We start from the raw sequence: 25,046 nt of genomic DNA, 5'->3' as shown, positions 1-25,046 counted from the left end.
AAATAATAAAGGGCTGGACGCTGAATTGTTAGCCAGTTAATCTGGTGGCGACATTCAAAATTTCTGACTGAGATAATGATGAGTAAAGACAAAGCGTTAACGCTGGAATCATTGCGCGTGATGGATGCCATCGACCGCCGGGGAAGTTTTGCGGCGGCGGCGGAAGAACTGGGGCGTGTACCGTCCGCCCTGAGCTATACCATGCAGAAACTGGAAGAAGAGCTGGATGTTGTTCTGTTTGACCGCTCGGGTCACCGGACAAAATTCACTAATGTCGGGCGGATGCTGCTGGAGCGCGGCCGCCTGCTGCTGGAAGCGGCGGATAAACTGACCAGTGATGCGGAAGCACTGGCAAGAGGCTGGGAGCCGCATCTGACCATCGTCTGTGAGGCGCTGATCCCGACGGCCTCGCTGTTCCCGCTGGTGGACAAACTGGCACAGAAATCCACCACTCAGCTGACCCTTGCCACCGAAGTGCTTGCCGGTGCCTGGGAGCGGCTGGAAACCGGGCGTGCCGATATCGTGATTGCGCCGGATATGCATTTCCGCACTTCTTCTGAAATCAACTCCCGCCCGCTCTATTCTGTGGTGAATGTGTATGTGGCGGCACCGGATCACCCGATCCACAAAGAGCCGGAGCCGTTATCCGATACCACCCGGGTGAAATACCGGGGAATTGCCGTGGCGGATACTGCCCGCGAACGTCCGGTACTGACGGTGTTACTGCTGGACAAACAACAGCGCCTGACGGTCAGCTCTATTGATGATAAACGCCGTGCCCTGCTTGCCGGGCTGGGTGTGGCGAGCATGCCGTACCCGCTGGTGGAAAAAGATATTCAGGAAGGCCGCCTGAAAGTGATCGGTTCCGAATACAGCCACGAAACCAATGTAATTATGGCGTGGCGCCGCGACAGCATGGGTGAGGCCAAAGCCTGGTGTCTGCGGGAAATTCCGAAATTGTTCAGCGGAAAATAAACCGGCACTATCACCGGTCATTATCAGATACCTGCCCGGCTATCCGCGGCAGGTATTTTTTTGTGTGCCGGAGCCCGGTTGTGGTGTCTGCCGGGAAATGTGTTAATCAATAATAAGAACAACAGCGATTGACCGGTGATATTTATCCGTTAGCATTCAGTGGATATTTACAGGCAATAAAGGGTATGTCATCAGTGTATTTGCAGGAGGCAGCATGGATTTGAAACGGTTTATGTCGGATGAGAATTTTGCACTCGACCACAGCTTTATTGAAAAAGTCATTTATATCAATCTGGAATCCCGGCCGGATCGCAAAAACGATATTATGGAAGCACTGGAAAGTATTTAAATCCCCCACCATAAAATTATCCGCTTTAATGCGGTTAAGAAAAAACCGGGATTTCTGGGATGTGCGCTTTCTCATGCCGCTGTGATGAAAATGATCGCTGAAAATGACTGGGGACCGGTGCTGGTTGTTGAGGATGACTGCAATTTTTATTGCGATGATGAACATATTCTGCAGGCTAATCTCTTTTTATCCGCGCTTCAGAAAAGAGAGTGGGATGTTGCATTATTAGGCGGAAATTATTACAACGTTTATGAGCATGAAGCGGATATTTGTTCTCTCAGCCTTAAATATGCATATTGTGCCAATGCCTATATTGTGAACCGGGGTTATGCGGAAAAAATGATGCATATTTTTGATAAATCTGTTCAGAAACATCCGCCGGAGCGGATGTTTCACAATAGTATTATTTATTATATTGCTGTGTGGCTTTGCCTGAATGCAATTACCATTTCTTTTTCAGTAAATAATCGATACTGAATTTACCCGGTCCGGTAACAGCCAGCAGTAAATAACCGCCTGCAATGGTAAAGTTTTTCATAAACATTAACTGGTTGGCACCTTCCGCAAAATTACTGTGGAACAGCAGGGCGGTCAGCACAGTAAAACCAAAGGTGAAAATCGCGGTTGTGCGGGTTAAGAAACCAAACAGGATGGCCAGGCCGCCGCCCAGTTCAAGCAGAATGGTTAACGGCAGCAATGCCCCCGGAACACCCATTGCCTGCATATATTGCTGAGTTCCTGCATAAGCATCCCCTAATTTGCCGTATCCGGCCACAATAAATAAGACAGGCATCATGATACGTGCGACTAAAATAGCGTAGTTGTTCATTGTTAGATCCTTATTAGCTCAACAATACTGAATAGTAAATATGACGATTGAGTCACATATTCTTTTGTTTAAATGGCACGATATGCCAATCCGTTTCGTTGGGATAATAGTAAGTGCGAATGAGAAGGATTGTTAGCAAGAATTCTTAATAAACAACATCAAAAATTTTGAATCCGGGGGGCGGGATACGTCAGTTCTGCCTGTTACGGGGGAAACTGCTCTGAAGTGTGCGGAAAACACCCCACAGTCCCAGGGCGCGTTGTCCCCAGCGGATAAGTTTTTTCGGATGGCGGACAGCAAAGACGGAAAACAGGCTGACACCGGCGACAACCAGCGGACGCAGTTGTGACAATGTTTGCCAGGTGCGGTCAAATGATTCGGTTTTTTTCAGCCACTGATCCGTGGCCTGTGACAAATCGCTGCGCTGGGCAGCGATAGTGTCAATCAGTGCCTGCTTTTTGCGGGCGCGTTCAGCACGCAGATGCTTATTCATGATCCTGCTCCTGCTTTTTTCTTTCCAGCAGTTGCCTGTCGATCGCCAGCTGTTCGCGGGTTGCGCCCAGCAGGGATGAACGGCGGGCTTTGCGGACGGCCCACAGGGCGAAAATCAGTGCCCCGCCGAGCAGAACAGATGTCATGATAATCACCGCGGTCAGGCGGTACACAGGATCAACGGCCCACATAACCAGAATCATCAGGCTCATCAGACCGAATGCTGTCAGCAGCAGAGCGGCACCGGCCAGCAGAATCAGCTGGATCAGGTTGGATTTCTCTTCCTCCAGCTCAGTGGCGACAAGCCTGAGCCGGGTTTCTGCCATGCTGATAACGATGGCGGCGATACGTGTCAGTGTATCAAGGAGCCCTTTGCCGGGCCCCTGCGGACGCTCCTGATCGGTCATAACTCAGCGGCGGGCCAGTAAAACACCTAACACCACACCGACAGCGGCACCGATACCGACTCCGGTCCACGGATTTTCGCGGACATAATTATCGGCTTTGCCTGCGATCTCTTTTGTCTGCTGCACAACCTGCTCTTTCCCTTCCGCGAGACGGGTACGGGAATTTTCCAGCGCGGCCTGTGCTTTTTTCTTCAGTGAATCCACTTCTTCTTTGGATTTACTTTCTGCCGTATTCAGCACAGATTCCAGGGTGTCAGCCAATGATTTCAGTTCAGCGCGTAACTCTTCATTTGTATGATGTGACATAGGAACTCCTCGTGGTGGTTATAGCGTAACAGATTCAAAGTAACCGCTTTTTATCTGCAATTAAAGGTAAATTATAGTTTATTTTCCGGTATTGTTCTGCACATTGCGGGTGATGACGGGGTAATTCAGAGGAAATGACGCTGAAACGGCGGACAGAGAGATAATGTTTCCCGGCCGGCTGCTGTAATTGCACCGGCCGGAAAAATAGTCTGGTAATTTATTGTGCGTGAGTGTCGTCAGACGTTTTTGTCCGCTTGCGTTTCCACACCACCCACAGGCTGGCGAGTAAACCAAAGACCAGCAGCACCACCGGGATCAGCATCAGAATATTCATCAGATGATGCTCATATTTTCGGAAAATCGGGCTGATACCGAGGCAGTAACCGAGAGACGTTAAAATACCGACCCACAGGAAGCCGCTCAGCCAGTTGAAGAACTGAAAACGGCGTGAATTCAGACCGGCGATCCCCGCCAGCATCGGCAGCAGGGTACGGACAAACGCCAGAAAACGGCCGACTAACAGCGCCGCAAGGCCGTGACGGTGGAATAAACTGTGTGCCCGCTGATGGTAATGCGGCGGCAGATGAGACAGCCAGCCTTTCACTATTTTGGTATTACTGAGCCAGCGCCCCTGTAAATAGCCCACCCAGCAGCCGAGACTGGCACCGGCGGTGAGGACAATCAGGGTTGTCGGGAAATCGAGAGTATCTTTGGCGATCAGTACCCCGACAAGAATCAGCAGGCTGTCGCCGGGTAAAAACGCAGCGGGAAGCAGGCCGTTTTCCAGGAAGAGAATGGCAAACAGCATAATGTAAATCGCCCACAGCAGGGACGGGTTTGACAGGGTTTCATAGTCCTGATGCCAGAGGGCGAAAAAAAGTTGCTGCATTGTTTCCATCAATTATTCCCGGATCTGAAGTAAGCTTATTTCATGTTATGGGGCATTTCTGCGGATATGACCGGAACCCCTGATATATACACTGGTAAATCCGGCCACTTTAGCAAATTAGGGGTAGCGGAGACAGTGAATTTTTCCCGCAGCCCCGAAACAATATTAAGATTAAATTCAGCCTTTTGCAGATTATATTTTACGGGAAATCAATAAGTTCTGTAATGAAATGTCAATTACCGGTCAAACCTGCTGTAAATGAAGGATTTTTCTTAAATAATGTTATGTTGAACATCTGTTTTATTTTCCGGCTGCGGCAGTTGCAGGCGTTCACAGACGGCCTGCGCCACATTATCCAGTAACTGATAACGGCGGCGGTATTCGGCACGTTTTTTACTGGCTATTTCATCAATGGGTTTACGCGGCAGGGTCAGCGGTATTACATATTCGTGCTGCGGATTGGCGGTGCCACCGACAGATTCCCAGAACGAATTATAATCGGCCACCCATTGTGTCAGTTTTTTATGGCGGTAACGGCGGCTGCGGTAAATATGGGTCTCATTACTGGTGGCAATAATCTGCTGACACTGAAACAGTGAGGCGATAAGGCAGATAACTTCCGTCAGAATGCGTTTAGGGAATACACCGTGACAGTTTTTAGTCGCCGCCCGGATAGCATTGTGAGCCTGCTCACTGACGCCGCCCTGGAGCGCGCCGATAAACAGTGACCGTTTTTCATTCAGGTTCAGCAGGGTGAATGCACTGCGGGCCAGGATCTCACCGGCATCATCCCGCATTTCCAGCGTCAGCTCGCCCTCTTTGTTAAATGCATCCTGCACATCCAGCCAGAGGTGACAGAGGCTCTCTTTTCCTTCAACCGGGCAGAGATAAAACTGCTCATTGCTGTAGATACGGCTGAATACAGCCGGTGGCAGAACGGCTTTGGTGATCCGGTAATGGTCGCAGATAGCCGCCGATTTGTTTTTCCGGTGAAAATTAATGCTCAGATACGGGCGCTGTAATTTGGTCGGCAGCAGCGGCTGCTTTTTCAGAATAGCATCACAGCAGGCAGTGTTTGTCAGGCCGGACAGGTATTTCATGGTGGACAGCGGCATAAACAGGCTGCGGGCCGCGAATTTTAAGCGGTTACGGGCGGAGTCCCAGTGCATACCGGGACAGCATTCTTTGGTGAGTAGTTGTTTGAACAGCAGGAGGCCGGACATAGTAGTGCCTTTAATGAATGAAATTATTACACAGTGAAACAATTCACCCATTTTAACGGCAGAATAAAGATAAAAATTAAAAAAAGCTTATCGCCGGGCAGCAGTCTTAACGGAATTTAAGGATTCCGTGGAAATCCGGCTGTTACAAAAATACAACAATTGGTTGTATTATCACCGGTAAATACGATGAAAATTAAATTATTATTTAAAATCATACTGTTATTCGTGTATTTGCTGCCACCGACGGAAAACGGGCTGCCGGGATTCATTAGTAATATTCAGGGGATTTTTATTATCCGCCGGTATTTTATCTTGCCGGAGGGAATAACCACTGCAAAAAACGGAAAAACCGGCAAAATAACCGTGGTTTTTCAGCAGAAGAGAAATAACAACAGAGAAAAATAGTAATGAAAACTAAACAATATTAATGACCCGTCTTCTTTTTTCTGTTAATAATTTGTAATTTGCTTTGTTTTGTGGAATATAAAACTGTATTTTCGCTTAATTTATGAATTTAAAAACTGAATTATGTTTATTTTACAGAGTAAAAAATTGTGATCGTATCGACATTTATGAAAAATTATTAGTCATCATAAAATGCATTGAATGTATATATATTATTGATATTTATGATTTTATTATTAATTTCGTAACGTGATTTATAGTTCTGAGATCATTTAAAATGCAATGAGTTTGGCGCAAAGTAATGACATTACCTCAGCGTAATTTACTATTTTGGAGCTCATTGTGAATCAGTCAGAACTTATCACGCTCGCCTCTGCGAATGCGTTAAATAAAGATTTCGAAGTTAAATACCAAAACGTCATCAGTGATTTCTTCAGCCGGGATCCCGGCAAATGGCCGATTTTTAATCACCCGCAAATTCAGGCAATTACTCAGTTCCGCCAGACCACCGACGCGGATGTGCAGCAGATCAACCGCTATCCGCAGGGTAAGGATCTTTTTGCACAACTGGCCGGTGAGTCACATGTCCGTCAGAACGTGATCCGTCCGGGAGAAGGGCAGGATGATTTACTGGTGTTTGCGTCCGCGCTGTGCAAAAACTGGGAAAACCCGCTGGCCGTGGAAAACGTTATCGCCATGCCGTCAGACCCGGCAGTTTACGGCTCTATGCTGGGCTTGCTGGGTAACCCGAACATGGTGTACTGCGAATACTCCGGTGTGGCGGATAACATGGAAAAAACCGTTATCCGTAAAGTGGCCAATCTGATTGGCTATGATGCGGACAAAGCATCCGGTCTGTTCACCCAGGGCGGAACCATGTGCAATCTGTACGGCTATCTCTTCGGGATCCGTAAATCGCTGAAACAGTCAAAACATCTCGGGATGTCCGTTGATCAGGATTTCCGGATCATCAACTCACAGGGCGGTCACTACTCCAATATGACTAACCTGTCCCTGTTAGGTGTGGATATCACAAATAAAACAATCCGTATCCGGGTGGCGTCAGATAACACCATTGACCTGGCGGATCTGGAGCAGCAAATCCGTGCCTGCTATACCGTCCACTGTAAGATCCCGGTGATCCTGCTGACCGCGGGAACAACCGATACCTTTGGTGTCGATGAAATCAAACAGGTTTATGATCTGCGCAACCGCCTGTGTGAAGAGTTCGAAATTACAGAAAAACCGCATATTCACGTGGATGCGGCGGTCGGCTGGCCGATTATTTTCTTTATTGATTATGATTTTAACACCAACCCGCTGGCGATTAACGATGCCACCCTGGCTGGTCTGCGTCACAATGTTGAGAAATTTAAACAGCTGAAATATGCAGATTCCATCACTATCGACTTCCACAAATGGGGTTATGTGCCGTATACCTCGAGTCTGGTGATGGTGCGTGACGGTGATGATTTCAAAGCACTGGAAAATGACCCGGAAAACTTCACCTATTTTGAGCATGCGCTGGAAGGGCAGACTCACCTGCAATCCACCATTGAATGCAGCCGCAGCGGTGTCGGTGTGTTCGGGGCTTATGCCGGATTGCATTATCTGGGGGTTGAGGGTTATCAGACCATCATTGCGCACTGTCTGCAAAATGCGAACTACATGCGCAACCAACTGCTATCCATGGGCAATGCCTGTGTGATGGTGCCGGAAAACCAGGGTCCGAGTGTCGGTTTCCGTCTCTATTCACCGAAACTGGTGAATGATCCGCAGGCAATGTTTGCACACGAACTGACCTGTGCCGGAGATAAAACGGCCTATGACATGATGGTGCGCAACAGCCGCTGGCATCGTGAGCTGTTCCTGAAACGCGGTAAAGCAGGACTGTTTACCAACTGGGTGGATTCTATCGCCTGCTCGGCCTATGCGGAGCATAACCGGTTCGCGTATATTCCGGGGGAAAAGGCGGTCTTTATGAACCCGGTGACGCAGCGTCATCATATCGATGCATTTGCAAAAATGCTTAAAACCATGAGTGCAGAATAAAAAAGGGTGTTTTTTTCTTTTCTGTTTGTGGTATAAGAGAAAAAGAGCGTCAAGGCAGTGTCATATAACGGCACTGCCTGTGAAGCAAAAATTAATGATTTTCAGAGAAGAGTAAACCGATGAACCGCATGATGAACCGTCAGCTAAGCCTAAACCTACTACTCAGTTAGGTGGCTTCGTTTATCTGTTTTTCTTCATAAGCCACCAGTAAGGTGGCTTTTTTGTGCGTGTAAACCTGCTGGTGGAACTGTTTTTTTCGGGAGAGTTCCTATGATGTCAGGTTTTACCGCAAGGATTATTATCAGCGCAGTTTCACGATCGGTCTGTTGTTCTGCCGCCGCTTCTGTCTCTCAGATAACACCGCAGGAGGCCGTATGAGTCAGCAATGGACATCCCGTTTTGGTCATATCTTAGCCGCTGCCGGGTCTGCCATCGGCATCGGCGCCATCTGGAAATTTTCGTATGTAGCCGCCAATAACGGCGGTGGCGCCTTCCTGGTTGTTTTCCTCTTATTCAGCTTTGTTATCGGTCTCGCGGTATTACTGGCTGAAAATATCCTCGGCAGCAGCACCCGCAGTGAAGCCGTCAACGCCTTTAAAAAAATGATGGGACGCCACTGGGCGTGGATCGGGGTGATTGGTGTATTCAGCTCCTGGTGTATTTACAGCTTCTACAGCGTGGTCGGCGGCTGGACTATCGGTTACACCGTAATGGCCGCCGCCGGTGAGCTGAACATTACCGACAGCAGCCAGCTGACCGGCATTTTCACCCGCTTTATCAGTAACCCGTGGTGGCCGGTGATTGCTCACCTGGTGTTTGCGGGGATGACCTGCTTTGTGGTACTGGCCGGGGTGCAGCGCGGACTGGAAAAATCCGTGAAAGTGATGATGCCGTTACTGTTTATTATTATGATCGTGCTGATTATCGTCGGGATTAGCTTACCCGGCTCATCCGCCGGACTGAAATTATTCCTGTATCCGGATTTCAGCAAACTGACCGGCAAAGGCGTGCTGGATGCGCTGGGGCTGGCTTTCTTCTCCCTCTCTATCGGTCTGGGGATCCACATTACATACAGCGCGTATTTGTCTGATAACAAAAGCATTGCCAACTCCAGTATGTGGGTGGTGATCCTCTCCTGCATGGTGTGTGTGCTGGCCGGACTGATGATTTTCCCTGCATTAGCGGCGGCCGGTCTGGAAGCGAATGCCGGTCCGGGTCTGACCTTTATGACCATGCCGGTGTACTTTGCCCATCTGCCGGGCGGATCTGTGCTGGCAGTGACGTTCTTTGTCCTGTTGCTGATGGCGGCGCTGACATCCGCTATCTCACTGCTGGAACACATTGTGGCGTATGTTCAGATGCGTTTTCAGTGGACACGCCGCAGAGCGGGCCTGGTGGTGACGGCATCGATTATGCTGATGGGGATCCCGGTGTCATTATCTTTCGGGCCGTTAAGTGATGTGACGCTTGGCGGGAAAACGATTTTTGATATCCTCGATTACCTGACATCCAATATTCTGATGCCGCTGTTCGGTATTGCTGTCTGCCTGATTTTCGGCTGGTCACGTAAAGCGAATGCGCTGATTCCGGAAAATATTACCGGACTGAAACGTCAGAGTTTATTACTGGTCTGGCGTTATGTGGGACCGATCTGTATCGGTGTGATTCTGGTACACGGTCTGATCAGTTAGTAACAGATAGAAAAACGGCCCGGGATCCGGGCCGTTGTGTTTTACTGACTATCAGAACCGGTAATTCCCCCCCGGGAAGCCGCTGAATGAGCGGGCGGCATCGGTTTTGATGCTCATCTCATTAAAAAAGACAGAAAGGATGAAAATGAAATGATTGTTTCAGGTGATCATCACTATTAAAACGAATAATAAACAGAATATAAATTGTCCGCCTACGTATAAATAGCTGACTGTTTTACAAGGATAATCGTCTTATTATGCATTTTCAGGTGTTATTCACTATTTTTACTCTTTTTGTGGTGATAATAGCTGATTAATTAGATTTGATTTATCCCGGAAGAAAAATAAGATATTTAATATTAATTGATTTAAATCAAAATAAATAACTCTCCATATTATGGAAATTGATTTTTTTAGTGATAAATAACTGCGTGACTTTATTGAAAATAGCATTTATTTGAGCTTAACCGATTAAATAACACCGGATGAGAATGTATTTCATTTTTATTTTAAATGGCTGTGGTTATGTGAAATTCATTATTCACCCTGATTCAGTTAATTCTGAAAACACGCAGGGTTGTATCTGAATAACGGGTGAGAAGCAGATGGTAAATGCTGCCTGTTTTCCTGTCGGTAGTGAAAAATTCCGCCATTCTCATTGCGGGTAGCCGGTGCGCTATATATTAAATTGATATAAATTAATAAAACCGATAAATAGATTAAATGTTAAAAATAGAAAAAATTCTCATTATCTGTAAAATAATATTTCAGATTTTATTTTTTTGTTTATTGATTATGTTCCGTGTCTCAGTAATTTAATAATAACCGGATTATATTAATATTAAATTAACACAATGGAATATAGAGAATGATCGAAGATAATACCTTTATTACTTCTGATATCACTTCTGAGGGTATTGACCGGCGAAGCTTTCTGAAACTCTGTGCGGCCTTAGCGGCCACCATGGGTCTCAGTGCAAATGCATCTGCCGAAATCGCGGCGTCCGTCAGCCGTAAGGATTGTCCCCCCGTCATCTGGATATCTGCACAGGAGTGTACCGGTTGCACTGAGTCCCTGCTCCGGGCGACGCACCCGACCATCGAAAATCTCATCCTTGATATGATTTCGCTGGAGTACCACGAGGTACTCTCGGCAGCATTCGGTCATCAGGCGGAAGCCAATAAGCACAATGCGATTGAGAAATACAAAGGCAAATATGTGCTGGTGGTGGACGGCTCTGTACCGCTGAAGGATAACGGCATTTACTGCATGATTGCCGGCGAGCCGATTGCCGATCACATCCGCCGGGCAGCGGAGGGCGCTGCCGCAATTATTGCCATCGGCTCTTGTGCCGCCTGGGGCGGTGTGGCTGCTGCCGGTGATAACCCGACCGGCGCGGCATCACTGGAAGCGGTTCTGCCCGGCAAAACCGTGATTAATATTCCGGGCTGCCCGCCTAACCCGCATAACTTCCTGGCAACGGTTGCCCACATCATCACTTATGGCAAAGCCCCGGGGCTGGATGACAAAAACCGGCCGCTGTTTGCTTACGGTCGTCTGATCCACGAACACTGCGAGCGCCGCGCTCACTTTGACGCCGGACGTTTTGCCAAAGCATTCGGCGACCACGGTCACCGTGAAGGCTGGTGCCTCTATCACCTCGGCTGCAAAGGACCGGAAACGCACGGCAACTGCTCCACACTGCAGTTCTGTGATGTCGGCGGCGTGTGGCCGGTGGCTATCGGGCATCCCTGCTATGGCTGTAACGAGGCCGGAGTGGGTTTCCACAAAGGGATCCACCAGCTCGCCGGGGTACAGAACCAGACACCGCGTTCTGAAAAACCGGATGTGGAACTGAAAGAGGGCGGTTCGGTATCGGGCGGCGCTATCGGTCTGCTTGGCGGCGTGGTTGGTCTGGTGGCCGGTGTCAGTGTGATGGCTGTCCGTGAGCTGGGCCGCCAGCAGAAGAAAAACCGGTCCGGCGATCCGCGGGGAGAGTAACTGTGAACAGGCGTGACTTTATTAAAGTGGCTTCCGGCGGGGCATTACTGCTGGGTAATACATCCGTGAGCCACGCGGCGGCGGAGAACCGCCCGCCTATCCCCGGTGCATTAGGCATGCTGTATGACTCCACTCTGTGTGTCGGCTGCCAGGCGTGTGTGACCAAATGCCAGGATATCAACTTCCCCGGCCGTAATCCGGAAGGGGCGCAGACGTGGTCTAACAATGACAAGCTGTCGCCGTACACCAACAACATTATCCAGGTGTGGACGAGCGGTACCGGCGAACACAAAGATCAGGAAAAGGACGGCTATGCCTACATCAAGAAGCAATGTATGCATTGTGTCGATCCGAACTGTGTCTCCGTCTGCCCGGTCGGTGCGCTGAAAAAGCATCCGGTCACCGGTATTGTGCATTATGACAAAGATATCTGCACCGGCTGCCGCTACTGCATGGTCGGCTGCCCGTATGATGTGCCGAAATACGATTACGACAACCCGTTCGGTATGATCCACAAGTGTGAACTCTGTAACCAGAAGGGTGTTGAACTGCTCGATAAAGGTGGTTTACCCGGCTGTGTGGAAGTGTGTCCGACCGGGGCGATTATCTTCGGCACCCGCGAAGATCTGATGAGTGAGGCGAAAAACCGTCTCGGGCTGACAGCCGGAGAGGAATATGCCTATCCGCGCCAGACACTGAAAACCGGCGATAACTACAAACATCCCGTGCCTTCCTATTACCCGCATCTGTACGGTGAAAAAGAGGGTGGCGGAACCCAGGTGATGGTACTGACCGGCGTGCCGTATAAAAATCTGCAGTTGCCGGAACTGGCTGAACTCTCCACCGGAGCCCGCTCTGAAAACATCCAGCACACGCTGTACAAAGGGATGATCCTGCCGCTGGCGGTACTGGCCGGGCTCACTGTGCTGGTGCGCCGCAACAGCAAAAATGACACTCACGACGGAGGTGATGATCATGAGTCATGATCCCAAACCCCTCGGCGGCAAATTATTCAGTAAGCCGATCATCATTTTCGGGCCGCTTGTTATCCTCTGCGTTCTGCTTATCGTCAAACGTCTGGTCTTCGGGCTGGGGTCAGTCTCTGATCTGAACGGCGGTTATCCGTGGGGGATCTGGATTGCGTTTGACCTGCTGATCGGCACCGGTTTTGCCTGCGGCGGCTGGGCGCTGGCGTGGGCGGTGTATGTGTTCAACAAAGGGGAATATCACCCGCTGGTGCGTCCGGCGCTGCTGGCAAGCCTGCTGGGGTATTCACTGGGCGGATTGTCTATCACCATTGACCTCGGCCGTTACTGGAATATGCCGAACTTCTTTATTCCGGGTATTTTCAACGTTAACTCCGTCCTGCTGGAAACCGCGGTCTGTATGACGATTTATATCGGCGTGATGGCACTGGAACTGGCACCGGCGTTCTGTGAGCGCATGGGCTGGAAAGTCTCCCTTAAGCGGCTGAACAAAATCATGTTCTTTGTGATAGCGCTCGGCGCACTGTTACCGGCCATGCACCAGTCTTCAATGGGTTCCCTGATGATTGCGGCGGGCTATAAAGTGCATCCGCTGTGGCAGAGCTATGAAATGCTGCCGCTGTTCTCTCTGCTCACCGCTTTTATTATGGGATTCTCCATTGTGGTATTTGAGGGCTCCCTGGTACAGAGCGGCCTGAAAGGCAACGGCCACGATGAAAAACGCCTGTTCGGCAAGCTGGCACTGACCGTCAGTGTGCTGATGGCTCTGTTTCTGGTGCTGCGCTTCGGGGAACTGATCTACCGCGGCAAGCTCGGACTGGCTTTCGCGGGGGATTATTACTCTGTGCTGTTCTGGTGCGAGATTGTGCTGATGGTGATTGCACTGGCGGTCTTCAGTATCCCGGCGTTCCGCCGTGACTCCCGGCTGCTCTACATTGGCGCACTGAGCATGATGCTCGGCTGTGCGGCATGGCGTCTCGCCTATTCATTGCTGGCGTTTGATCCCGGCAATGGCTATCACTACTTCCCGGCGACGGAAGAACTGTTAATTTCCATTGGTTTCGTGGCTGTTGAGATCTGCGCTTACCTTTTCCTGATCCGCCTGTTACCGATACTCCCTGCAGTCAATAAAACCGCAGCTCACCCTTATCATGAGGCAAGCAAGTCATGAGCCAGAGAATTACGATTGATCCGGTTACCCGTATCGAAGGACATTTACGCATTGACTGTGAAATCGGCGATGGTGTGGTCACCAAAGCCTGGGCGTCAGGCACCATGTGGCGCGGAATGGAAAAAATCGTCAAAGGGAAAGATCCGCGTGATGCGTGGATGATCCTCCAGCGCATCTGCGGCGTCTGTACCACCACACACGCGCTGGCATCGGTGCGTGCCGTGGAAAATGCCCTGAACCTGGATGTGCCGGTTAATGCGCAGTATATCCGCAATATCATTCTGGCGGCGCACACCACCCATGACCATATCGTCCACTTTTATCAGCTCTCCGCGCTGGACTGGGTGGATATTACCTCCGCACTGAAAGCGGATCCGGCAAAAGCCTCTGCCATGCTGAACGATGTGTCTGACTGGCCGCTTAACAGCACGCAGGAATTCGTCAGAGTGCAGGATAAAATCAAAGCACTGGTGGAGAGCGGGCAGTTGGGGATTTTTGCCAACGGCTACTGGGGACACCCGGCGATGCAGTTGCCGCCGGAAGTGAACCTGATTGCCGTCGCACACTATTTACAGGCGCTGGAATGCCAGCGCGATGCTAACCGTATTGTGGCGCTGCTGGGTGGCAAAACGCCGCACATTCAGAACCTGGCGGTCGGCGGCGTGGCAAACCCGATTAACCCCGACGGTATCGGTGTGCTGAACCTGGAACGCCTGATGTATATCAAATCATTTATCGACAAGCTGAATGATTTCGTTGAGCAGGTTTATAAAATTGATACTGCGGTCATTGCTGCATTTTACCCGCAGTGGTTTGAAACCGGGCAGGGCGCAGTGAACTACCTGAGCACCCCGGAATTCCCGACCGACGGCAAAAACGGCAGTTTCCTGTTCCCGGGCGGCTACATTGAAAACACTGACTTAGCGACTTTCCGCCCGATCGATTCCCAGACGGATGCTTTCCTGCTGGAAGGGATTCAGGAAAGTTCTCCGCACTCCTGGTATCAGGATGAAGCGCCGCAGAAACCGTGGGAAGGCACAACTGAGCCGAAATACACCGGCTGGGATCCGGACGGTAAATACTCGTGGGTGAAATCACCGACGCTGTACGGCAAAACCGTGGAAGTCGGCCCGCTGGCCAATATGTTCTGTAAACTGGCGGCAAAACACCCCGGCACAGCCGAAAAACTGAATGAAATTATCGCGGTTTACCAGACCCTGACCGGCAACACGCTGGAGGTGAAACAGCTGCATTCCACACTCGGGCGGATTATCGGCCGTACGGTGCACTGCTGTGAATTACAGGCGGTGTTGCAGAACCAGTATGCCGCGCTGATCGCCAATATCGGTACCGGGGATCATATCACTTATGTGAAACCGGAATTCCCGGCCACCGGCGTGATAAAAGGCGTGGGTTTCCTGGAAGCACCACGCGGCATGTTATCGCACTGGGTGGTGATCAAAGACGGCGTGATTGAGAACTATCAGGCGGTGGTACCGTCCACCTGGAACTGCGGGCCGCGCAATCACGATAATGTGGCGGGGCCGTATGAGCAGTCGCTGGTCGGGCTGAAAATTGCTGATCCGGAAAAACCGCTGGAAGTAGTGCGCACTATCCACTCATTCGACCCGTGTATGGCATGTGCGGTTCATATTGTTGATGTTGATGGCCGTGAAACGGTATCAGTGAAGGTGCTGTAATGCGGATTCTGGTATTAGGTGTCGGCAATATTCTGCTGACTGACGAAGCCATCGGCGTGCATATCGCGGAAGCACTGGCGGAGCGCTATATCCTGCCGGATTATGTGGAAGTGATGGACGGCGGCACGGCGGGGATGGAACTGCTCGACAGCATGGCCGGGCGGGATCATCTGATTATCACTGACGCTATTGTGACGGCGAAAAGCGCCCCGGGCACCATCCGCATTCTGCGGGATGAGGAGGTTCCGGCGCTGTTCACTAATAAAATCTCCCCGCATCAGCTGGGGTTATCCGATGTCTTGTCCGCGCTGCGGTTTACCGGGGAATTCCCCGCCAAACTGACGCTGGTGGGCGTGGTTCCGGCCTCGCTGGAGCCGGATATCGGTCTGACCCCGCAACTGCAGGCTGCCGTTGAACCGGTACTGCAGCAGGTGCTGGCTGTACTGCGTGAATCAGGTGTTGAGGCGGTGAAGAAGGAGACGGCAGATGTCTGAGGATATTCAGGGCGTTATGCACAGCCCGGCAGAGCAGATCCGCAACGCGTTTGAAAAAGTAGCGGCGGATACTATGCACGATCTCACCTTCCTGCACCCGTCAATGCCGGTTTATGTCACGGAACTGACGCTGTTTGAAGGGCAGTGGACGGGTTGTGTGATCACGCCGTGGATGTTCAGTGCCGTGATTTTTCCGGGGCCGGAGCAGCTCTGGCCGCAGCGTAAAGTCAGTGAAAAAATCGGCCTGCGGCTGCCGTACGGCATCATGACATTCACCGTCGGTGAGCTGGAGGGCGTATCTCAGTATCTGGCGTGTTCGCTGCTGTCGCCGCTTCCGCATACACTGTCACCGCAGGAAGGGATGCGGCTGGCGGATGACAGTGCGCGTATGCTGCTTTCACTGCCGGTTACGGACCCGGATGCTCCGGCGATGGCCGGGCGCAGGGCGCTGTTTACCGGAAAACCGGTACCCCGGCATGCATGAGTTATCCCTGTGCATGAGTGCGGCGGACATTATCCGCGAACAGGCTGAACAGCACGGCATTGCGCGGGTAACGGATGTCTGGCTGGAAGTCGGCGCACTGGCGGATGTTGAGGAGAGTGCACTGCATTTCTGTTTTGATATCGCCTGCCGTGATACCGTGGCGCAGGGCTGCACACTGCATATTGATGTTATCCCGGCACAGGCATGGTGCTGGGATTGCAGCCGTGAGGCCGAAATCATGCAGCACGCCGGATGCTGTCCGCACTGCGGCAGTGAACGGCTGCGCATCAGTGAAGGTGATGATTTACGGGTAAAAAGCCTGGAAGGTGAGTGAGTTTTACTCCGCCGCCGTATTCAGCAGCCAGCGGGCGAATTGCTGCATGGCCGGGGTTTCCGTACGGGACTGTAACCGGGTCAGCCAGTAGCCGCCGAGGGTGATTTCTGCGGCAAACGGCTGTACCAGTGCGCCTGACTGTAACAGGCGGCTGAACATACATACCGGTGCGATCGCTACCCCGGCACCCAGTTGTGCCGCCTCGGCCATGGCCAGTGAGGTATCGAACACCATTACCGGTTGTGACGGGGAAGGCGGTGTGCCGCCCGCACAATCCAGCCAGCGGCTCCATTCATCCCGGCGGAATGAGCGCAGCAGGGTAAAGCGGTGAACATCATCCGGCTGCTGTAACTGTTCTGCAATGGCCGGTGAGCACAGCGGAGCGTGTGGTGCACTGAAAATCAGTTCCGCATCTGACTCATGCCACGCGCCGTTACCGAAACGGATCGTATAATCATGCCCTTCCGCCGCCGGATCCACATGGTTATTATGGGTGGAAATATGCAGATCAATATGCGGATGGCTGTCATAAAATCCGGTCAGACGCGGCAGCAGCCAGCCTGCGGCAAATGTTCCCACCGCACCGACTTTCATCCGCTCACGGAACTGCCCGTGAGAAAAACACTCCAGAGTATCCGCAATCCGGTCAAACGCCTCATTGAGCACCGGCAGTAATCCCTCACCTTCATGGGTCAGCACCAGTCCGCGTGAGACGCGGGTAAACAGCACACAGCCGAGTTGTTCTTCCAGAGCCCTGACCTGCTGGCTGACGGCGGCATGGGTGACATTCAGCTCAATCGCCGCACGGGTAAAACTGAGATGACGGGCGGCGGCCTCAAAGGCGCGCAGCGGGTTAAGGGGGAGATAACGTCTGACCATAATCCACCTGTAAGTTTTTCTTTAGGCTCTTGTTATAATTAACCGTTTGTTCTGTCTGGTGAATCTGACGATACTTGCCGCCGTCACTCACACACGGAAGGTTAATTCTGATGAAAAAATCGTTATCTGCAACACTGATTTCCGCTCTGCTGGCGTTTTCCGCCCCGGGGTTTTCTGCCGCTGATAATGTCGCGGCGGTGGTGGACAGCACCATTAAACCGCTGATGGCACAGCAGGATATTCCCGGGATGGCGGTTGCCGTCTCCGTAAAGGGTAAGCCCTATTATTTCAATTATGGTTTTGCCGATATTCAGGCAAAACAGCCGGTCACTGAAAATACACTATTTGAGCTCGGATCTGTAAGTAAAACTTTCACAGGTGTGCTGGGTGCGGTTTCTGTGGCGAAAAAAGAGACGGCGCTGAATGATCCGGCGGCAAAATACCAGCCGGAGCTGGCTCTGCCGCAGTGGAAGGGGATCACATTGCTGGATCTGGCTACCTATACCGCAGGCGGACTGCCGTTACAGGTGCCGGATGCGGTAAAAAGCCGTGCGGATCTGCTGAATTTCTATCAGCAGTGGCAGCCGTCCCGGAAACCGGGCGATATGCGTCTGTATGCAAACAGCAGTATCGGCCTGTTTGGTGCTCTGACCGCAAACGCGGCGGGGATGCCGTATGAGCAGTTGCTGACTGCACGGATCCTGGCACCGCTGGGGTTATCTCACACCTTTATTACTGTGCCGGAAAGTGCGCAAAGCCAGTATGCGTACGGTTATAAAAACAAAAAACCGGTCCGCGTGTCGCCGGGACAGCTTGATGCGGAATCTTACGGCGTGAAATCCGCCTCAAAAGATATGCTGCGCTGGGCGGAAATGAATATGGAGCCGTCACGGGCCGGTAATGCGGATCTGGAAATGGCAATGTATCTTGCACAGACCCGCTACTATAAAACCGCCGCGATTAACCAGGGGCTGGGCTGGGAAATGTATGACTGGCCGCAGCAGAAAGATATGATCATTAACGGCGTGACCAACGAGGTCGCATTGCAGCCGCACCCGGTAACAGACAACCAGGTTCAGCCGTATAACCGTGCTTCCTGGGTGCATAAAACGGGGGCAACAACTGGTTTCGGCGCCTATGTGGCCTTTATTCCGGAAAAACAGGTGGCGATTGTGATTCTGGCGAATAAAAACTACCCGAATACCGAAAGAGTCAAAGCCGCACAGGCTATTTTGAGTGCACTGGAATAATTTTTTCCCTGAACAGGCCCCTGCGGATACGCCGGGGCCGTAATTTAAGATTATTCCTTATACAATAATTTGCTTTATGGGCTGTTTTATGGAGGATGAGAGTATCGGGTACTGACAGCTTCCGGCTGAACCGGATTTCACTGTGTGCTGCGGCAAACTGATGTCAGTCTCAACACACAGAGGAAAATGTTGTCATGGACGTTCTGCGTTTTATCCTCCGCTTACCTTTTATTTTGCTGCGTCTGGCGGCTCGCAGTCTTGTTTATCTCTTTACTCTGCTGGGTTTTCTGCTGCGCCCGTTCACCGGACGGATCCGCTGGGCGGTGCCGGGCTGGGTGACCTTTGCCGGTAATCAGCTTGCCCGGCTGGAGCGGGGTGTAAACCGCTATCCGAAAACCATATCTGCCTTATTATTGCTGACTGCTGCGGTGGCAGCGGGCAGTTATTACACCTGGCACTGGTATCAGAACAAACCGAAGCCGGTGGATGTTGCGCCGCTGGTGGTGCAGGATATTTCCGCGTCTGTGCAGCGCCCTTCGGCGGTTAATTATAACCGTGATGATAATTCAGCGCAGATTGTTGTGGTGACATTCTCCCGCTCTGCCGCACCGGTAACGCTGATCGGCAAACCGGTCACCGCCGGTATTACCCTGACCCCGGCAACGGAAGGTGAATGGCAGTGGCGTAATGACCGCAAGCTGGTATTCACGGCGAAAAAAACCTTCCCGATGGGGAAAACCTACACCGTCGATATGGATGCCAAAACACTGCTGGCTCCGCAGGTGGCGTTAACAGAGAAACAAAAAACCTTTACCACCCCTGAGTTTTATTATCGTGGCGGCCGGGCGGAGTTCTATCAGGATCCGCAAGATCCGATGAAAAAACACGCCATCATCGGCCTGACCTTCAATGCCCCCGCTGATGTCAAAAATCTGGAATCGCGTCTGTCTATGACCCGTGACGGCAAGCCGGTGCCGTATACCGTCACTTATGATGATAAAAAACTCAAAGCCTGGATCCACTCCGGGCAGCTGGCACTCAATGATACAGACAGCGAAGTGTTGCTGACAGTCAGAGCCGGTGTCGGGGCGGCCGTTCCGGCCAATACCACGGACAAAGATGAAACCTTCCGCGTGATCGTGCCGAACCGCTACAGTCTGGATGTGACGGGCATCGATAGTCAGCTGGTGGAATCAGATGACGGAAAAGATCGCCGCGCCCTGATTGTGTCATTCTCTGACCCGGTGAATGAAAAACAGATCACAAAAGCGGTTCGTGCCCGTCTGCTGCCGGAAAAACACCCTGATTATAATTCTGAGGGGATTTACGACGACTGGAAATCAGATGATATCAGCGAAAAAGTCATTGCCTTATCAGAGCCGGTGACGCTGACTCCGGATGACAGCGAGCAGGAGAATCAGGCGGCATTCAGCTTCAGTTATAACGCCCCGGCCAACCGCTGGCTGCTGGTGGAAATCACCGGCGGTATGAGTTCGGCGGGCGGTTATTACCTGAAAACATCACGCTATCTGCCGGTACGCATCCCGGATTACCCGAAAACACTGCGTTTTATGTCTGACGGGGCACTGCTGTCGATGAAAGGTGAAAAACAGATCACCGTCGCGGCACGTAACTTCCCGGGCCTGCAGCTGGATGTGAAACGGGTGATCCCGGGCCAGTTACAGCATATCGTCTCCTTTAAGGATAAAAACTTTACCTCAACGGATTTTAACCGTCTGAGTGATGAATACTTTACAGAGCACTTTACTTACCAGACGGCGCTGTCTGCCGCCAACCCCGGTGATATTCAGTACAAAGGTATCGACCTGAGCAAATACCTCTCAGCCGACCCGTCCGCAAAACGCGGCATATTCCTGCTGAGCCTGCGGGCATGGGATCCGGCTAAACCGGCGGAAACCCCGGAAGCGGAAAGCCATGACGAAGGGGATGAGGATTACGAAGAGGATGCGGTTCTCGACTCGCGCTTTGTGGTGGTCACTGATATGGGGATCATCGCGAAATCCTCCCCCGACGGCTCGCGGGATGTGTTCGTACAGTCCGTGTATACCGGCGAGCCGGTCAGTGGTGCGAAAGTCTCTGTAGTGGCCAAAAACGGCACCACACTGCTGAGCCGTACAACCGGCAGTGACGGCCACGCCGCATTCCCGCCGCTGCATGATTTCCGCAATGAGCAGATGGCGGTGATGTTCCTGGCGGAAAAAGAGGGGGATGTTTCCTTCCTGCCGGTCAACGCCTGGTATGACCGCCAGCCGGATTTCTCGCGCTTTGATATTTACGGCGACGAAACCCCGGAAGATCCGCGCACCCTCAGCAGCTATCTCTTCTCTGATCGCGGTATTTACCGGCCGGGGGAAACCTTTCATGCAGGTCTTATCACCCGCACCTATGACTGGAAAACCCCGCTGACCGGCATCCCGCTGCGGGCGGAGATCCGCGACCCGCGTGATACTCTGATGCATTCACAGCAGATTATTCTGGATGCCACCGGTTTCAGCGAACTGAGCTACACCACATCGGAAAACTCTCCGACCGGCGACTGGAATATCTATCTCTATCTGGAAGGTAAAGATGAAGATGATCTGCGCCTGCTCGGCACCACCACCGTGGTGGTGAAAGAGTTTGAGCCGGACAGCATGAAAGTGGCGCTGAAACTGACACCGGATCGTCAGCAGGGCTGGGTGAAACCGGAGGAATTACAGGCGGCGGTTGATGTGCAGAACCTGTTCGGCACCCCGGCGCAGAATCGCCGTATTGCGACAAAAATGACCATGCGGCCGGTTTATCCGTCATTCACGCAGTATCCGGATTACCGTTTCTATGAAAACAGCCGCAGTACGGATAACTTTGAAACGCAGCTGGAAGAGCGCACCACCGATGAAAACGGTGCCGCCCCGCTGGCGTTAGGGCTGGAAAACTACGCGGAAGCGACCTATCAGTTACAGCTGTTCACCGAAGCATTTGAGCCGGGCAGCGGCCGTTCAGTCACGGCAGCGGCGCGGGTACTGGTCTCTCCGCATGATTCGCTGGTGGGTATCAAAGCGGACGGTGACACGGATTACATCAATAAGGATGCGGTGCGGATGCTGAATCTGATTGCGGTGGATCCGTCACTGACCCGTATTGAAAAAAGCAATCTGAAACTGGTACTTCTGGAGCAGAAATACATTTCCGTGCTGATGCGCCAGCCGTCCGGGGTCTTCAAATATCAGTCCGGACTGAAAGAAACCCGGATTGATGAGCAACCGCTGACCATCAGCAGCGCCGGCACTGATATCACACTGAACACCTCGAAACCCGGCCACTTTATCTTACAGGCGGAAGATGCGGACGGTAATGTGCTGAACAGAACCGACTACACCGTCGCCGGTAACGCGAACATCACCCGCTCGCTGGATCGCAATGCGGAACTGCAGCTGACGCTGAATAAAGAGGAATTCAAACCGGGCGAAGAGATTGAAATTGCCGTCAGCGCACCGTACACCGGCAGCGGCATTATCACCATTGAGCGCGACAAAGTGTATCAGTGGGTGTGGTTCCGTGCGGACACCACCAACTCGGTGCAGAAAATCCGCGTACCGGCAGAACTGACCGGCAACGGCTATGTTAACGTGCAGTTTGTCCGTGATATTAACTCCGATGAAATCTTTATGAGTCCGCTGAGCTTCGGTGTACAGCCGTTCCGCGTCAGCCATGAGGCGTTTAACGCGGGGATCACGCTGACATCGCCGGATGTGATGAAACCGGGTGAAAACCTGGCGGTTCATGTGAAAACCACCTCGCCGCAGAATGTGGTGGTCTTTGCCATTGATGAGGGCATATTGCAGGTGGCGCGTTACCGCCTGAAAGATCCGCTCGACTATTTCTTCCGCAAACGGGCGCTGGAAGTGAAAAGCACCCAGATCCTTGACCTGATCCTGCCGGAATTCAGCAAAATGATGGCGCTGACCGCAGCACCGGGCGGGGATGCCGGAGAGGGCATCGATCTGCACCTTAATCCGTTCAAACGCAAGCGGGATGAACCGGTGGCCTACTGGTCGGGGATCACCACCGTTGATGGCGACGCGGTCTTTAATTATCAGGTGCCGGATTATTTCAACGGTAAGATCCGCGTGATGGCAGTATCGGTTTCACCTGACCGCATCGGCCACACACAGAGCAGCACCACGGTACGGGATGATTTTGTGCTGACACCGAATATTCCGGCCATGGTCTCTCCGGGGGATGAGTTTGATGTCTCTCTCGGTATCGTCAATAACCTGACCGGCCTGAACGGCGAAGCGGTGCCGCTGGATGTCACCGTCAGCGCCGATCCGGCACTGGAAATCACCGGCAGCAACCGTGAGCAGATCACGCTCGGTGAGAAAAAAGAAACGGTACTGTCGTTCCGCCTGAAAGCCAATGCGCTGCCGGGTACGGCGGATATCACTTTCCGTGTCACTTCCGGGGACAAATCGGCGGTCCGCACGCAGAACCTGTCAGTCCGTCCGGCCTCGGCTTACCGCACCCGCTCGTCTCTCGGACGGATGGACGGTAAACAGCAACGGGTGACGGCGCTGCGGCAGATGTTTGATAACTACGCCAAACGGGATGCGCGGGTGTCATACTCGCCGATGGTGATGAGTGAGGCGCTGTCGCAGTATCTGGATAACTATCCGTATAACTGCTCGGAGCAGATCACCAGCCGCGCCATTCCGCTGCTGTTCAGTCAGCGGAATCCGGAAATCAGCACACTGCAGTCACAGACGGAGATCCGCAAACAACTGCAACAGACCATGACCACACTGCTGACGCGGCAGAACGGCCAGGGGGGTATCGGCGAATGGCAGGCGATGCCGGAAACCGATCCGTTTGTCACGCTGTATGTGGTGCAGTTCCTGCTGGAAGCACAGGACGCGGGGTATCCGGTGCAGGAATCGCTGCTCGGCTCCGCCAATATTTACCTGAAGAAAGTGGCGGCGAACCCGATGCTCAATACGCAGGATGATCTGCGGATGCGCGCCTTTGCTGTCTACCTGCTGACCCGTCAGGGCGAAGTCACCACCGGGCTGCTGGCTGAGGTGCAGACACGGATGCAGAGCAGTTATCCGGATTCGTGGCAGGCAGATCCTGGCGCGCTGTATCTCGCGGCATCCTACAAAATGCTGAAGATGGATAAACAGGCGGATATGATGCTGGCGCCGACCTGGAAAGCCCTGAACACGGCTTACAGCAAAGCATGGTGGACACGGAGCTACCTCGATCCGCTGGTGCAGGACAGCACACGGCTCTATCTGATCGTCCGTCACTTCCCGGAAAAAGTGTCTGCTATCCCGCCGCAACTGCTGGAAAACATGGTGCTGCGCTTTAAAGAGGAGCGTTACACCACCTATTCAGCGGCCATGAGTATTCTGGCAATGGAATACTACAGCCGTCATATGCAGCAGAGCGGGGCACAAGCCGGTGAACTCACTATCAGCGTTCTGAAAGGCACAGAAGCGCCTGAAGTGATTTCGGTGATGAAAAATGCCTCCGCGACCGGAAAATTCAGCGACGGTGTCAGTGAAATCCGCTTTGATAATCCGTCGGATAACCCGGCCTGGTATGTGGTGACAGAATTCGGTTTTGACCGCACACCGCCGCAGGCTGCAGTGGCGAAAGGGCTGGAAATCAGCCGTGATTATCTGAATGAAAAAGGTGAGGTGATAACCAGAGCGGCGCAGGGTGAAAAAGTCTACGTTCGCCTGCATATCCGCGCCAATGCCAAACAGGGGCTGAATAATATTGTGGTGGCGGATTTGCTGCCGGGCGGGTTTGAGGTGGTGCGCCAGGATCCGGAAGCGACGGACAGCCTGCAACTGTCACAGCTCCCGTTCAGCACCGGCCGCCGCTGGGTGCCGGACTTCACGGATGCCCGTGAGGACAGAGTGCTTATCTACGGCAGTGCTGCGGCGGATAGTCAGGAATTTATCTATCAGATAAAACCGGTGAATACAGGGCGCTTTATCATTCCGCCGGCGTTCGGCGAAGCCATGTACGACCGGGAGATTCAGGCGCAGTCTGCGGCAGCCGGGGTCTTTACGGTTCTGCCGCCTGTTGCAGATAAACCCTGAATACACGGGCGGTATCGG

21 protein-coding genes are annotated in these 25,046 nt (G+C 52.3%); 14 read left to right on the top strand and 7 right to left on the bottom strand.

The features are described 5' to 3' along the window. Window positions 1–78 precede the first annotated feature (78 nt). The 3 genes from HMPREF3119_RS10275 (at window position 79) to HMPREF3119_RS10270 (ending at window position 1,801) form a co-directional block, all read left to right on the top strand. On the top strand, window positions 79–975 hold the full coding sequence (locus HMPREF3119_RS10275; protein ID WP_015422972.1) for a LysR family transcriptional regulator: 897 nt from the start codon (window positions 79–81) through the stop codon (window positions 973–975). A 214-nt stretch (window positions 976–1,189) separates the two neighbouring features. Continuing rightward, complete coding sequence (locus HMPREF3119_RS19950; protein ID WP_256364898.1) at window positions 1,190–1,324, top strand: hypothetical protein; 135 nt, start codon at window positions 1,190–1,192, stop codon at window positions 1,322–1,324. Beyond that, window positions 1,325–1,801, top strand: coding sequence for a glycosyltransferase family 25 protein (locus HMPREF3119_RS10270; protein WP_318670397.1), 477 nt, complete (start codon window positions 1,325–1,327; stop codon window positions 1,799–1,801). On the opposite strand, the gene HMPREF3119_RS10265 is transcribed toward HMPREF3119_RS10270, so the two are convergent. From HMPREF3119_RS10265 to HMPREF3119_RS10240, 6 genes are all read right to left on the bottom strand, one after another. After that, window positions 1,767–2,153, bottom strand: coding sequence for a DoxX family protein (locus HMPREF3119_RS10265; protein ID WP_004240479.1), 387 nt, complete (start codon window positions 2,151–2,153; stop codon window positions 1,767–1,769). The genes HMPREF3119_RS10270 and HMPREF3119_RS10265 overlap by 35 nt on opposite strands. A 190-nt stretch (window positions 2,154–2,343) precedes the next feature. Next, window positions 2,344–2,646, bottom strand: coding sequence for a YqjK-like family protein (locus tag HMPREF3119_RS10260; protein WP_004236367.1), 303 nt, complete (start codon window positions 2,644–2,646; stop codon window positions 2,344–2,346). After that, on the bottom strand, window positions 2,639–3,052 hold the full coding sequence (locus HMPREF3119_RS10255; RefSeq protein WP_004236368.1) for a phage holin family protein: 414 nt from the start codon (window positions 3,050–3,052) through the stop codon (window positions 2,639–2,641). The genes HMPREF3119_RS10260 and HMPREF3119_RS10255 overlap by 8 nt, the downstream gene beginning before the upstream one ends. Before the next feature lie 3 nt (window positions 3,053–3,055). Further along, a complete protein-coding gene (locus tag HMPREF3119_RS10250) occupies window positions 3,056–3,358 on the bottom strand; it encodes an ElaB/YgaM/YqjD family protein (RefSeq protein ID WP_004236369.1) in 303 nt (100 codons plus the stop codon). 217 nt (window positions 3,359–3,575) lie between these two features. Next, complete coding sequence (locus HMPREF3119_RS10245; RefSeq protein WP_004236370.1) at window positions 3,576–4,256, bottom strand: DedA family protein; 681 nt, start codon at window positions 4,254–4,256, stop codon at window positions 3,576–3,578. A gap of 263 nt (window positions 4,257–4,519) precedes the next feature. Next, complete coding sequence (locus HMPREF3119_RS10240; RefSeq protein ID WP_004236371.1) at window positions 4,520–5,470, bottom strand: VirK/YbjX family protein; 951 nt, start codon at window positions 5,468–5,470, stop codon at window positions 4,520–4,522. Window positions 5,471–6,217: 747 nt separating this feature from the next. Between HMPREF3119_RS10240 and HMPREF3119_RS10230 the strand changes: the two genes are divergently transcribed. The 9 genes from HMPREF3119_RS10230 (at window position 6,218) to hypA (ending at window position 16,789) form a co-directional block, all read left to right on the top strand. Then, window positions 6,218–7,927, top strand: a complete 1,710-nt coding sequence (locus HMPREF3119_RS10230) for a pyridoxal phosphate-dependent decarboxylase family protein (protein ID WP_004240468.1) — start codon at window positions 6,218–6,220, stop codon at window positions 7,925–7,927. Window positions 7,928–8,301: 374 nt separating this feature from the next. Continuing rightward, window positions 8,302–9,618 carry a sodium-dependent transporter gene (locus HMPREF3119_RS10225; protein ID WP_004236374.1) on the top strand — a complete coding sequence of 439 codons (1,317 nt, stop codon included), beginning with the start codon at window positions 8,302–8,304 and terminating at the stop codon, window positions 9,616–9,618. Between the two features lie 868 nt (window positions 9,619–10,486). Further along, window positions 10,487–11,620: a hydrogenase 2 small subunit gene (hybO, locus tag HMPREF3119_RS10220; RefSeq protein WP_024474542.1), complete on the top strand. Its 1,134-nt coding sequence runs from the start codon at window positions 10,487–10,489 to the stop codon at window positions 11,618–11,620. Between the two features lie 2 nt (window positions 11,621–11,622). Then, complete coding sequence (gene hybA / locus HMPREF3119_RS10215; protein ID WP_036416591.1) at window positions 11,623–12,606, top strand: hydrogenase 2 operon protein HybA; 984 nt, start codon at window positions 11,623–11,625, stop codon at window positions 12,604–12,606. Further along, complete coding sequence (gene hybB / locus HMPREF3119_RS10210; protein ID WP_070579631.1) at window positions 12,596–13,777, top strand: Ni/Fe-hydrogenase cytochrome b subunit; 1,182 nt, start codon at window positions 12,596–12,598, stop codon at window positions 13,775–13,777. Before hybA ends, hybB begins: the two co-directional genes overlap by 11 nt. After that, window positions 13,774–15,477 carry a hydrogenase 2 large subunit gene (gene hybC / locus HMPREF3119_RS10205; protein ID WP_070579627.1) on the top strand — a complete coding sequence of 568 codons (1,704 nt, stop codon included), beginning with the start codon at window positions 13,774–13,776 and terminating at the stop codon, window positions 15,475–15,477. Before hybB ends, hybC begins: the two co-directional genes overlap by 4 nt. Further along, window positions 15,477–15,971 carry a HyaD/HybD family hydrogenase maturation endopeptidase gene (locus HMPREF3119_RS10200; protein ID WP_070579624.1) on the top strand — a complete coding sequence of 165 codons (495 nt, stop codon included), beginning with the start codon at window positions 15,477–15,479 and terminating at the stop codon, window positions 15,969–15,971. Before hybC ends, HMPREF3119_RS10200 begins: the two co-directional genes overlap by 1 nt. Beyond that, window positions 15,964–16,455, top strand: a complete 492-nt coding sequence (hybE, locus tag HMPREF3119_RS10195) for a hydrogenase-2 assembly chaperone (protein ID WP_070579621.1) — start codon at window positions 15,964–15,966, stop codon at window positions 16,453–16,455. The genes HMPREF3119_RS10200 and hybE overlap by 8 nt, the downstream gene beginning before the upstream one ends. Further along, complete coding sequence (gene hypA, locus HMPREF3119_RS10190; protein ID WP_004193196.1) at window positions 16,448–16,789, top strand: hydrogenase maturation nickel metallochaperone HypA; 342 nt, start codon at window positions 16,448–16,450, stop codon at window positions 16,787–16,789. The genes hybE and hypA overlap by 8 nt, the downstream gene beginning before the upstream one ends. A 3-nt stretch (window positions 16,790–16,792) precedes the next feature. On the opposite strand, the gene ampR is transcribed toward hypA, so the two are convergent. Beyond that, window positions 16,793–17,668, bottom strand: a complete 876-nt coding sequence (gene ampR, locus HMPREF3119_RS10185) for a LysR family transcriptional regulator AmpR (protein WP_070579619.1) — start codon at window positions 17,666–17,668, stop codon at window positions 16,793–16,795. Between the two features lie 110 nt (window positions 17,669–17,778). Between ampR and blaDHA the strand changes: the two genes are divergently transcribed. Beyond that, window positions 17,779–18,918 carry a DHA family class C beta-lactamase gene (blaDHA, locus tag HMPREF3119_RS10180; protein ID WP_070579616.1) on the top strand — a complete coding sequence of 380 codons (1,140 nt, stop codon included), beginning with the start codon at window positions 17,779–17,781 and terminating at the stop codon, window positions 18,916–18,918. 194 nt (window positions 18,919–19,112) lie between these two features. Next, complete coding sequence (locus HMPREF3119_RS10175) at window positions 19,113–25,028, top strand: alpha-2-macroglobulin (RefSeq protein WP_070579612.1); 5,916 nt, start codon at window positions 19,113–19,115, stop codon at window positions 25,026–25,028. The last annotated feature ends 18 nt before the right edge of the window (window positions 25,029–25,046 follow it).

It is taken from the genome of Morganella sp. HMSC11D09 (assembly GCF_001807955.1).
Lineage (GTDB): Bacteria > Pseudomonadota > Gammaproteobacteria > Enterobacterales > Enterobacteriaceae > Morganella > Morganella morganii.
This window is presented reverse-complemented; position numbering and strand designations above follow the sequence as displayed.